The 11,054-nt window shown below is 59.3% G+C and carries 9 protein-coding genes; 6 read left to right on the plus strand and 3 right to left on the minus strand.

The genetic code is table 11. The annotated features are described in order from the left end of the window. Window positions 1-2: 2 nt before the first annotated feature. Window positions 3-677 (minus strand): response regulator, encoded by a 675-nt coding sequence (locus tag ACNPM8_RS09140; RefSeq protein ID WP_105658609.1) that lies wholly within the window; start codon window positions 675-677, stop codon window positions 3-5. Between the two features lie 313 nt (window positions 678-990). Here ACNPM8_RS09140 and ACNPM8_RS09145 point away from each other — a divergent pair, with 313 nt between their 5' ends. Next, window positions 991-2,175 (plus strand): sensor histidine kinase, encoded by a 1,185-nt coding sequence (locus ACNPM8_RS09145; RefSeq protein WP_105662420.1) that lies wholly within the window; start codon window positions 991-993, stop codon window positions 2,173-2,175. Between the two features lie 628 nt (window positions 2,176-2,803). On the opposite strand, the gene ACNPM8_RS09150 is transcribed toward ACNPM8_RS09145, so the two are convergent. Then, the gene (locus ACNPM8_RS09150) at window positions 2,804-4,009 is read right to left on the minus strand and encodes a hypothetical protein (RefSeq protein ID WP_105662421.1); all 1,206 of its coding nucleotides are present in this window, start codon (window positions 4,007-4,009) and stop codon (window positions 2,804-2,806) included. 323 nt (window positions 4,010-4,332) lie between these two features. On the opposite strand from ACNPM8_RS09150, the gene ACNPM8_RS09155 reads away from it, so the two are divergent. Beyond that, window positions 4,333-5,610, plus strand: a complete 1,278-nt coding sequence (locus ACNPM8_RS09155; RefSeq protein WP_448939708.1) for an NAD(P)/FAD-dependent oxidoreductase — start codon at window positions 4,333-4,335, stop codon at window positions 5,608-5,610. 103 nt (window positions 5,611-5,713) lie between these two features. Here the strand turns inward: ACNPM8_RS09155 and ACNPM8_RS09160 are convergent, their stop codons facing one another. Continuing rightward, complete coding sequence (locus ACNPM8_RS09160) at window positions 5,714-6,568, minus strand: NAD-dependent epimerase/dehydratase family protein (protein WP_448939709.1); 855 nt, start codon at window positions 6,566-6,568, stop codon at window positions 5,714-5,716. Between the two features lie 76 nt (window positions 6,569-6,644). On the opposite strand from ACNPM8_RS09160, the gene ACNPM8_RS09165 reads away from it, so the two are divergent. The 4 genes from ACNPM8_RS09165 to ACNPM8_RS09180 all read left to right on the plus strand — a co-directional run bounded on the left by ACNPM8_RS09165 (window position 6,645) and on the right by ACNPM8_RS09180 (window position 11,006). Then, on the plus strand, window positions 6,645-7,889 hold the full coding sequence (locus tag ACNPM8_RS09165) for a hypothetical protein (protein ID WP_448939710.1): 1,245 nt from the start codon (window positions 6,645-6,647) through the stop codon (window positions 7,887-7,889). Between the two features lie 83 nt (window positions 7,890-7,972). After that, window positions 7,973-8,389 carry a LexA family protein gene (locus tag ACNPM8_RS09170; protein WP_105658603.1) on the plus strand — a complete coding sequence of 139 codons (417 nt, stop codon included), beginning with the start codon at window positions 7,973-7,975 and terminating at the stop codon, window positions 8,387-8,389. Beyond that, window positions 8,379-9,671 (plus strand): Y-family DNA polymerase, encoded by a 1,293-nt coding sequence (locus ACNPM8_RS09175; RefSeq protein ID WP_448939711.1) that lies wholly within the window; start codon window positions 8,379-8,381, stop codon window positions 9,669-9,671. Before ACNPM8_RS09170 ends, ACNPM8_RS09175 begins: the two co-directional genes overlap by 11 nt. 69 nt (window positions 9,672-9,740) lie before the next feature. Beyond that, entirely contained in the window at window positions 9,741-11,006 is a 1,266-nt protein-coding gene (locus ACNPM8_RS09180; RefSeq protein ID WP_448939712.1) for a glycoside hydrolase family 3 N-terminal domain-containing protein, read from the plus strand. The last annotated feature ends 48 nt before the right edge of the window (window positions 11,007-11,054 follow it).

An 11,054-nucleotide genomic window follows, 5' to 3' on the forward strand; every position in this document is an offset into this window, starting at 1 on the left:
CGCTAGTCTTTCGGGATTTCGATAAGGCCCATACGCGCGGCCGCAACCAGGGCCTGGACCCGATCGCGAACATTCAGCTTAACGAAAATCTTCGCCATATGGGTTTTAACCGTGGTTTCGGAAATAGTCAGAGTTCTTGAAATCTCGGTATTGTTTAGCCCGCGTGCGAGCAGTTTTAGAATCTCGAATTCCCGATTGGTAATTCCCAAGTCATAGGCCAGTTCTTGAATGTCTTGGGAATTATCCCGGTAAGCTTCGCGAACCGCAGAAACTAGATCAGAAGAAACCGACGGGGAAATGGCTGCAGTTCCTTGGTGAACGGCATGGATCGCATGAATAATTTCATCTGGTTCAGAGTCTTTTACCAAGTATCCGCTGGCCCCAGCGGTCAGTACCGGAACCAGATAGTCGTCCGAAGAAAAGGCGGTAATGGCAAGCACTGAGGGGCTGTCTTCGGCAGATTTGATTGCTTTAGTAGCGCTAACCCCGTCCATTATCGGCATCTGCAAATCCATGAGCACAACGTCCACTTGATTCCCGCTGCAATACTCGACGGCGGCCTGTCCATTTTCAACAGAATTAACCGTTACAATTCCGGGGTCTGTTGCTAGGATTGTGCCCAACGCATGCCGAATTAGAGGTTCATCATCGACAATAAGGACCTTTATTTGTTCCATCTGATTCCTCTGATTCGATGCGGGTGGCCTCATGTTGGCCTGTTCACCTGAAAGTATATAAGTTGATCTGATGTGGAGTTTGTTATGAAGGGTTTGAAAATGCTGGCCGTAGCAGCATTAGTTCTGGCACCATTGACCGCCGTGGCAGCTCCTGCATCTGCCGCGAGCTCTCCAGCCTCCAGCAGTGGCAACGTTGCTACTCCTGCTGGCTTTGGCTCAGCCTTCTCGGAGTGGTTCTGCAAACGCTACGGCGTCGCCTGCCCATAGCGCGGTTTATTTGACTTGATCATCTGAGCCGGGAATTATTCGGCATATGAATGGACGACTAAAGGACACCCTGACCAAGCTCTTCGCTGGTCGGGGTGTCATTGTTTGGACTGGTATTGCGGTTCTGATCGCGGTTTCCAGTAGCGAGTTCGTGACTCTGCTGGAAGACGGATTTAGTGGTTCGTCGGATATTTCGGTTCGAGGCGCGTTGCTCGGCGTTGGACTGTGCGCAATTCTTGCGCTTGGTCTTCGCTGGGTTGCCGTATCCGTCGGATTGTTTGTGGCAGTTGCCTATTTCTTCCTCACGGACGGCGCCTTGTTCTTCTGGACTGTCGTTTCATTCATGATTTTTTCGGCGCTGGCAGCTACGGCCAGTGCCATGAGTGTTAGGGCCTTATTCCTAACCTTGTCCGCAGCGTGGATGGTGCAGTTCGGCGTCCAGTCCGGGCAAGACGCGGTTCTGCTTGTCGGGATTGCCCCGTTGACGGCGATGGCGTTCTTCTTAACGAGGAATATTTACTTGCTGCGCGAGAAGAACGAGCTCGCTCTTCGGCAAATGCATACGGTCAAAGAGCAGACTCGTCTTGCTGTCGACCGGGAGCGAAAGAACATTGCCCGGGATCTGCACGATATTGTCGCGCATGACATCACGGTCGTGGCCATGCAGTCGAAGGCCGCGAAATTCGCAAACGATGGGCAGAAGGCCCTCGAAGCTCTGGATGTCATCGCCAAACTGAGTACTGAGACTTTGCACGATTTACGCCTGATGCTCAATGTCCTGAGGGCTGATGGGACCATGGCAGATCCCTCGTCCCAGGGCATTGATAAGCCGGCCGCTACTACTGTTTACGCGCTTCAGGGTGCAGAACTTTTCGTTCAGAGGCTAAAAGAGGCAAATTTCGAGGTGAGCTCCACCACTGACGAGAAAATTTCCGAATTGCCCCGTTCTGCACAGACTGCGATTTATCGGGTCATGCAAGAAGGTACAACAAATGTGATAAAGCACGGTGCCTTGGGCGGGAAGTGCACCTTCGAACTCACGGTCCAAGGGGCAGAGGGTATCCTGGAAATTACTAATCAGATGGGGAATTTCGACAAGAAGGCGAGTGGGTTGCCCGAAGGCGGGACAGGCCTGATTGGCATGGGTGACAGGATGCGTGCATTTGGTGGAAAGTTTGCAACCAGTTCCGAAAACGGTGTTTGGGCACTGCGCGCAAGCATCCCGTTCTGACCCCTACCCTCCTACTAAAGTATGATTTCGGATTTTCGCAGGACGCGATAAGTTAGACATGTATCGGTGAAGACCGATCACCGGGAAGGTACTTGGTGGTGTTTTGCGAGTGGCATCACTAAGGATCCGAGGGTGATTAAAAGGTACGTTGCATTGCGTAAACGGACTGATCTTTCATCGGCGCTGTGCCCCCATCGCACGCCGTTGTCTGTCAGTAATGCAACGTACCTTTTATAACTTAAACCCAGCCCGTGTTTCTGCGTTCTGCCTCACACCTCAGGTCGGAATGGGCCTGCGTGGCGGGGTGTTGCGCCTATGGAGAGCATTTCCTGTCTGGGAAGCGAGCGCGCATGAGTACCCAGGCAGATACGGTTGTTTGGCAACAATAAGGCCTGGCCGTGGAGCCTAAGGGCGGCTTTGATAGCAAGACGGCAGATGCTGCGATCAACGCAGAAGCAACCGCAGATTCTTTGGCCGTGAAGGCCCGCGAACCAAGCGGGGCCCATGGTTCGATCGCCTGCCGTGGCACGACGCCGAGCTGGCCACGCGCATCGGCTAGTCGATGAATCAACGGCAAAGGGTGCGAGAACTCGAATTAGCTCTCGCACCCTTTGCCGTTGCTGGTGGTCTAAACCTCGGAAGCCTCTGCCTCTTGGGTGTCTTTCAAAACATGATCAGAGACCTTGGCCAGCGCTCGTTCCAGTGAAGAGCGCAAGACCACAGGAATTGTGATCTCGTCATTAATCTCGACAAGGCCTTCGCGTTCAAAGACGCGCAGCAGGGACTCGACCTGGGGGACAACCTCCTCAAGGCTGGCAATCAGGTGATGCTGCTCGGCGGGAAGGTCATCTTCGGTCGGAACTTGCAACGCGAACTCGGCACGTGGCGGTGTCGATGATGCGGCATTGCTCAAAACGCCGGCCACCATCTCGGCGATCTGCGCCTTGCCCGGCTGCTCCAAGGTGTTGATCAGGATGTGCGAGTAGAGAACCTCTGCAATCAGCTCCTTGACCAAGCGGGCGCCTTGTCCGCTGGATGCCAGCAGCGCATCGCTGAGCGACTCGGTTGGGGTTGCGTTCGGTTCCTGGTAGCGCAGCATGGCCGTGCCGATCAGGGCGTCCCAGTATGCCGATAGGCGTGGAATGTCGGCCAGCGAAGAAACGGCAGTGCCGTCTTCCGGCTCCCACTGGGCATCCTCTGGAACGCCGGCGGATTCATCGACCTTGACGAACAGGCCCAGCGCGCTGGCCGCATCCTGCAGCGTATCGCCGGTGAGTACGCCAGCTGGGGTGGTCGGCTTGCCTTCGCCAACCCAGCTGATCAACTCGCGAGCCGCAAAAACGAAGGGCATCGCTTCGAGGCTGCCGTTGGCCTCATCATCTTCGAGATAAGGTGCCACGATGGGTGAATCGCCAGCCATGCGGGAGAGGAATTCGAAAGTCTGCTTGAAGTCATCCACGCTTCCGCCGAAATTAGCGGTCGTGCCCAGGAAAGTCAGGTAATGCTTGAGGATCGCAGCGCTGGCTTCCGAAACTTCCTTGCCCAGCGACGTCAAGTGGCCCAGCTGTTCACCCAGAATCGTCGGATCCAGGGTTTTGACGTCAACGCTCTGGCGCAACTGGGCATGCACGGTCAGCAGGGTAGTGAGCCCTTCGAGCGCTGCGCGGGTCTCGCTGGCTGCCTGGCCCTCTTCGTGGAAGTGGCGGAAGAGCGAGGACTTGAATGGCTGAAGAGCTTGGCGCACTTCAGATTCAAAAGGCACGCTGCTGGCGCCGGAACGGCGGGCTGGATGACCCTGGGCAGGCTTCTTCTTGGCTGGTTTACGTGAGGCCATGAGTGTGGTGCAGTTCCTTAGAAATGGCTGATCGGCGGGATTGGTAATTCGCTTCTCTCCAGTCTACGCAGGACGCGCTGGAGGCGAAGTTCCCGATGGGCGATAGTGATGCAGCCTCCGGGGAAAGTGCCCGTACGGGAGGAAGTACTTGTTGAAAGTTCGGAATAGGCAATCATTTACCGCAAGAAACACGAACCTCCTGCCGGTGTGGTGGCGCTCACCGTCGAATCGTCAGGACGCGTTGATTTTCCCTGGGGATCGCGCGACAGTGAAGACATGCGGGCTCGTGTGGAGAGGCCGTCGAAATGCTAGGAGAGTGGATCATGGCTGGAGTAGGCGTGCCAGATCATGTCGTTGTTGTAGGCGCTGGCTTTGTTGGCCTGTCGACCGCTTGGTACCTGCAGGAAGCGGGCATTAAGGTCACCGTCGTGGATCGCGGCGGCGTCGCGTCCGGTTCCTCTTGGGGTAACGCCGGCTGGTTGACCCCAGCGCTGACCCTGCCCATCGCAGAGCCTGCAATTTTCAAGAACGGCCTGAAGATGATGCTCGACCCGGCATCCCCGCTGTACATTCCGCTGAAGGCCGATGCCAAGTTGCTCCGCTTCCTGATCGGTTTTGCCTGGCACTCGACCCCGAAGAAGTGGGAAGAAGCCATGCGGGTCTACTCGGAAATCGGCGCGACCGGTTTGGATGCCTTCGACGAAATCGCGCAGGCGACTTCGGCAGGGCCGGGAGTGCAGGAGCCGACCAAGCCGGCAAATCCATTCTTGACCGGTTTCACCTCGCTCAGCGACCGCGATGCGCTGCTGCATGAATTCGAGATGATCGAGAAGACCGGCGGCGAAGTTGATTACGAATTGCTCACCGGCGACGAGTTGCGCGGCATCGAGCCGACCCTGTCCAATAAGGTCGCTGCGGGCGTAGCCATCAAGAACCAGCGCTACATCAACCCGCCGAAGTTCATGGATTCACTGGCCGAATCCGTCATCGCCCGCGGCGGCGACATCATCGGAGCCTTCAACGTCACCGATGTGCGCGACAATGGCGGCTCGGTCACCGTCATCGGTTCCGAAGGCCGTTCAATCACCGCGGATCACGTGGTGCTGGCTACCGGTGCTTGGATGACCGACATGGCCAGCAAGTTCGGTGTGAACGTTGTGGTTCAGGCAGGCCGCGGCTACTCGTTCACCGTGGAGCCGGAACACATGCCAACGCACCCGATCTACTTCCCGACCCAGCGCGTTGCCTGCACCCCGCTGGGCGATCGCTTCCGCATCGCCGGCACCATGGAATTCCGCGACGCCAACCACAAGCTGGAGCCGAAGCGCATTGAGGCCATCGTTGCCGCTGCGACCCCGGTCTACCAGGGGATTAACTGGGAGAACCGCAAAGAAGAATGGGTGGGTGGACGCCCATGCACCGCGGACGGCATGCCACTCATTGGCCAGACCGGATCCTCGCGCGTGTCGGTTGGCGGTGGCCACGGCATGTGGGGCGTTGCGCTGGGACCGCTGACTGGCAAGATCCTGGCTGCCCAGATTGCTGGCCAGCAGGTTCCAGGCATCGCCCGGCACGTCAACCCCTTGCGCAAGGGGTTCTAGGCGTTTCGGTCCACACCCGGAACGAAATAAAACAACCGGCTTGCGGTGCATCATGGCGATGCGCTGCAAGCCGGTTTTCCTTTAAGGCTGTCTTTTACGCGCTTTAGGCGTGGCGGGTTGATGTCCCGGCAAGGATCGCGCGGTAGCCTTCGGCAAATCCCGGATACTGCAGTTCAAGCCCGCTGGCTAGCAGCTTGGAATTATCGAGCCGGCGGTCGGCAGCACGTCGAGCCGGGGCTTGTCCTGCCTCTTTCGGCGCAGGCAAATGAAGTTCCTTGGCCAAAAACTGGTAGACCTCGCCTAGCTGGGCTGGGGTGCTGTCACTGGCCAGGTAGAGGCCAGCGGCTTGCTCTCCCAGCGCCGCAACGTGAACGATGGCCGCGGCCAGGTCATCGCGGTGGATGCGGTTGGTCCAATGCGAGCCCGCGGGAATCTGTGCGGCTCCGGCAGTGACATGATCGATGAGCCGGGTGCGGCCCGGGCCGTAGATTCCCGACGCCCGCAGGATTGTTACCGGCAGGCCGCTGCCGGCGAGCGCTGCCTCGGTGTGCGCAAGAACCTGCGCGGTGGGGCTAGCTGGGGCAAGCGGTGCCGATTCGTCGACGAGTTCTCCGTTGGCGCCGCCCATCACTGCGGTGGAGGAAACGTAGATAAGCCGGCGAAGATTGGGGCATTGGGCTGCCAGCCGGGAAGCCAGTTCTTTGGCGACCTGCAGATAGCCGCGCGTGTAGCCATCGGCATCGCGGGTGGCTGGCACGGGAGTGAGCACGACGATTTCGGTCTGCGGATCGATGCTTGGCCACTGGACGGCATCGAGCAGGTCTACGCTATGGCCGGTAAATCCTGCGGGCAGCTTCTGGCTGTTGCGCCGCCAGCCGGTGACGCGATGGCCCTCCTGTTGGAGCCGCAGTCCTGCCTCGGTGGCGACATCTCCGCAGCTGACCAGTAATACTTTCACGAGACTCCTTTGGCGCAATATGTCCTCGGAGGCGAATCCCCCTACCCATAGACTAGAACCTTTAGGCCAGCGTGGCATGCGCGCGGAGGAAGGGGGCCAGGTGCAGTCTTCGGTGCGTTGCGTCCTGTTCTGCGTGGTTGCATTGCTCTCCATGCTCGGCGAGGGCATGGCGGTCTTTGCCTTGACCCTGGAATCCGCGGATCAGTTGGGGTCCTGGGGCGTAACCGCGTTGTTCCTCGCCGGCTTGGTTCCGCCGATCCTTGCCGCTCCGGCTATAGGGCGTTGGGTGGACGGGTCAGCCCTTGTCCGGGTGTGGATCCTGTACCTGTGCGTGCATGTGGCGATTTTCGCGGTGATGGCCATTGCCTCCAATATCTTCGCGAGCCTCGCCTTGATGCCTGTGGCCAGTATTTGCGCGGTGGTTAACGGAGCGGTCATTTTCAAGATCATTCCGCGCATCCGCGGAGGCTTCAGCATTGCTCGTGCCAGCAGCTTCCTTGTCGTAGCGACGTCCCTGGCGGGAATCATCGCGCCGACGATAGCTTCACTCGTCTTCGCGAAAACGGGGATCGGCGCGGTGCTTTGGTACGCGGCGGCAGGATTCCTGGCACTGGCCCTGGCGGCCATCTTCCTGTCCCGCTCGCAAGCCGCCAACGGGAAAGGAGCAGACGCAGGGAACGAGCCGGATCCGGGTGGACCGGTATCGCCCGGTGGAGCTGCATTGACGCGCAATCCACAATTGCGGATCTTGCTGCTCCCGGTGGCAGCGATCGTGCTGTTTACCGCAGCAGAAGGCGTTTCGGGGGTGTTCTACCTGCGCGGGATCACCGATAACGACACTGGATACGCGGTATTGCTCGGTGCCTGGTCCGTGGGCGCAGTGTTCGGTTCCCTGCTGGGAGGCAATCGCCGCTTCGGTACCCGAAGCGCCTTGCCGATTCTGCTCGGTGGAGGGCTGGTGGGCGCCGCGATCCTCACGGAAGGGCTCTGGTCCAACGCGGCTGGCCTGGCCTTGGTGTTCCTTGCCGGCGGGCTGGGCAATGGACTGCACAATACCGGAGTGCGAACAGCCATTTACGAATACGTGCCGGAATCCCGCCATGGCGCTGCTTGGGCGCAGCTGCGGATGCTCATCAACATCATGGTCGCATTGGGCTATCTCATCGGCACCCCGGGATTGCTGGTTGGCCCGGCCAGGGCAATTATCGTGATCTCCGGTGCCGCGACGCTGCTGGTTATCGTTGTATCCGCCGCGCTGTACAGCTGGAAAGCGCAGGCCAGGGTCCATGGGAGGACCTCTGCTACGGAATCCCGGGGGTAGCGCGCTCGCCGGAAACATGAAGGTTGCTGGATAACGCGCTACAATTCAAGTATTCGAATATTTGTACTAGAAAGTGGTGGGGTGTGGCTGAAGAACAGGAGCTGATGCCTCCGGGAGCAACCCAAGGGCCGGTCCAAGCGGTATCCGCGATGGGTTTCCCCTCGCCAGCACGCGATTATTTTGACGGCGGACTGGACCTGAACCGGTTGCTGGTCCGTGACCGTGTCTCCACTTTCATCATGCGCGTCTCGGGCCACGCCATGCGGTCAGCTGGTATCTTCGACGGCGATGAAGTGATCGTGGACCGATCGCTGGCCGTGCGCCACGGCTCTGTGGTCATCGTCAACCTCAACGGGCAGATGCTGGTGCGCCGCTGGCAGATTGACGGCCACGAGGTTGGGCTGCTCAGCGATGAATCGCCCCTGCCCGTGGTACTGGCCGAAGGCGATGAGGTCAGTGTCTTCGGCGTCATTACCAGGTGCCTGCATCATGTCCGCTGACCACGTATCCCTGGTGGACGTCAACAATTTCTACGTCTCCTGCGAGCGGGCCTTCGACTATTCGCTGCGCAATCGTCCCGTGGTGGTGCTGTCGAACAATGACGGCTGCGTGGTGGCCCGTTCCCAGGAAGCCAAGGATCTGGGCATTCCTACTGGAGAACCCTTCTTCAAGGTCCAACGCTATATGGACTCCCACAACCTTGCGGTGCGGTCAAGCAACTATGAACTGTACGGGGACATTTCTGCCCGGGTCATGGAATTGCTCGGACGCTTCGGGACCTGGCACGAGGTGTATTCCATCGATGAATCTTTCGTCGGCCTGGAAGGCAACCTGGAGCAGGTGCGCAGCACCGCGGCCCAGATCCGTGCCGCCATTGACAAGACTATTGGGGTGCCAGTCTGCGTGGGTGTCTCATCCACCAAGACCCTGGCGAAGCTGTCCAACCATATTGCCAAGCACAATCCGGGACTGGGCGGAGTCTGCGTCCAGCAGCTCATGGATCCCGAGGTCCTGGGCAGTATCCTGAACCGGGTTCCAGTCACCGATGTCTGGGGTGTGGGCCGCAAAACCGGTGCCAAGCTGGCAGCCATGGGCATTGAATCCATCGCGGACCTGCAAGCGGCTGACCCATTGGCGATCCGCAAGAAGTTTTCTGTCGTCTTGCAGCGCACGGTCTTCGAACTCAACGGGCAACGTTGCATCGGTCCGGTGGAGGAACGCGCGGACCGCGGCCAGATCATGTTCACCCGTTCCTTCTCCACGCCGGTGCGCACCTATGAAGCGATGGAAGAAGTCATGTCCATCTATGCGCAGAAGGCTGCCGGTCGCTTGGCGCGCGAAGGCCTGTACGCTTCATTGCTTACCGTCACCGCGGGCACCAGCCGCTTCGCCCGGGGAGAAGCCTCATTCCCCAGTGCCCAGGTGCGCCTGCCGCGTCCGACGCGGGATCCCATCGTGCTCAGCAAGCTGGCAATTGCAGCGATGCGGGATCTGATGAAACCGGGGATGGACTATGTTCGCGGGGGAGTGATCCTCTCCGGGCTCAGCGATTCTCCGGGCGAGCAACAGCTGGACCTCTTTGGCCAGAGTCCCGATCCGGCTGCCGAGGAACAAGAGAACGTCTCGTCGGTAGTCCAGGATATCTCCCTTCGGTTCGGTGCCAAATCCATTGGACTGGGGCATGCCGGGATGGCCAAAATCCCTGAATGGTCGATGAAACGAGAGCATATTTCGCAGCGCTACACCACCGACTGGGATGAACTGCTGGTGGTGCGTGCCTAGCGTTCTGCCCATGGCAAAAGGTTCTCGGCTCTTCGGCAACTTCGCAGTTTACGGTGGGAGGATGATCTCATGACTACCCGTGCCAAGCAGCTCATGTCAGTCGGAATCCTGATGACGGTGATGCTCGCTAGCTGCAGTGCGCCGAATACCCAAGAACCAGCTTCGAGCACGTCCGCGGGCAGTTCCAGCAGCCCGAGCAGTACGGGGACTCCTGCGCAGCAGGCAACTCCCAGCCCGTCCGGCAACTCCGGGGCTGAAGAAAGGCCATCGCCTAGCCGCAGCCAGGAACCCTCGCTGCGCCAGCAAGCAGAAGCGCTGGCCGACGAGCTGAGCGCCAGCGAACAGGCAGCGAGCCTCGTGATGGCCGGTGTCCCGGCAACAGGAGCAACCGCTGCGGAAATTTCTGCGATGAAGAAGCAGGGAATTTCCAATGTCTTCCTGCGCGGCCGTTCGCAACTGCCGGTGAAGCAGACCGCCGCCCAGGTCCAGGAAATTACCCAGGGCTTGGAGTCCGGCATTCCCGGGCAATTGCCGGTCTGGGTGGCCACCGATCAGGAAGGGGGTTTTGTCCGGGTGCTCCAGGGCCCCGGTTTCACCGAACTGCCGACTGCGTTGACGCAGGGAGGGTGGCCTGTATCGAAGCTGGAGCGTGAAGTGGGCGCCGCCGGGAAAGAACTGGCTGAAGCCGGCATCAACGTGAATTTGGCTCCGGTGGCTGACGTTGTTCCTGCCAGTATCGGCACCGGCAACGCACCCATCGGCTACTTTGGCCGCGAATACGCGCATGACGCCTCGGGGGTCTCCAAGGCCATTTCGACGGTGAACGAAGCGCTGCGCTCCGAAGGCGTGCAACCGGTAGTCAAGCACTTCCCCGGATTGGGCCGGGTCGCTGGGAACACCGATACCAGTACCAAAGTGACCGATACGAAGATCGATGCGGACTCCAGCGATCTGCAGCCATTCGAGCAGGCTATCGAGCAGGGCAAGTCCTGGGTCATGGTCTCCAACGCCCGCTACTCCCGGCTTGATGGAAAGAATGATGCACCGTTCTCTTCGAAGATCATCACCGGATTGCTGCGTGAGCAAATGGGGTATGGGGGAATCGTGATTTCCGATGACTTGTGCGAAGCCAAGCAGGTCGGCTACCTGCCGGTGGGCGAGCGCGCAGTGAAGTTCGTGGCCGCCGGCGGAACTGTTCCGCTATGCGTAAAATCGGCTCCGGCCATCACCATGGCGAGGGCCCTGGCAGCCGAGGCCAAGGCCGATGGGAAATTCGCGGCCCAGGTAAGAGAAGCCGCAGTACTGGTTCTCGAAGAGAAGCTGCGCATGCAATAAGCTGCGCGGCTGGATCTTAAAGGTGTAGGCCCGGGGCTCTTCCTTACT

This window comes from Glutamicibacter sp. AGC46, assembly GCF_053543715.1.

Coding starts and splice junctions, on each gene's coding strand:
- ACNPM8_RS09140 (WP_105658609.1), bottom strand. CDS start 677: ATGGAACAAATAAAGGTCCTTATTGTCGATGATGAACCTCTAATTCGG.
- ACNPM8_RS09145 (WP_105662420.1), top strand. CDS start 991: ATGAATGGACGACTAAAGGACACCCTGACCAAGCTCTTCGCTGGTCGG.
- ACNPM8_RS09150 (WP_105662421.1), bottom strand. CDS start 4,009: ATGGCCTCACGTAAACCAGCCAAGAAGAAGCCTGCCCAGGGTCATCCA.
- ACNPM8_RS09155 (WP_448939708.1), top strand. CDS start 4,333: ATGGCTGGAGTAGGCGTGCCAGATCATGTCGTTGTTGTAGGCGCTGGC.
- ACNPM8_RS09165 (WP_448939710.1), top strand. CDS start 6,645: ATGCGCGCGGAGGAAGGGGGCCAGGTGCAGTCTTCGGTGCGTTGCGTC.
- ACNPM8_RS09175 (WP_448939711.1), top strand. CDS start 8,379: ATGTCCGCTGACCACGTATCCCTGGTGGACGTCAACAATTTCTACGTC.
- ACNPM8_RS09180 (WP_448939712.1), top strand. CDS start 9,741: ATGACTACCCGTGCCAAGCAGCTCATGTCAGTCGGAATCCTGATGACG.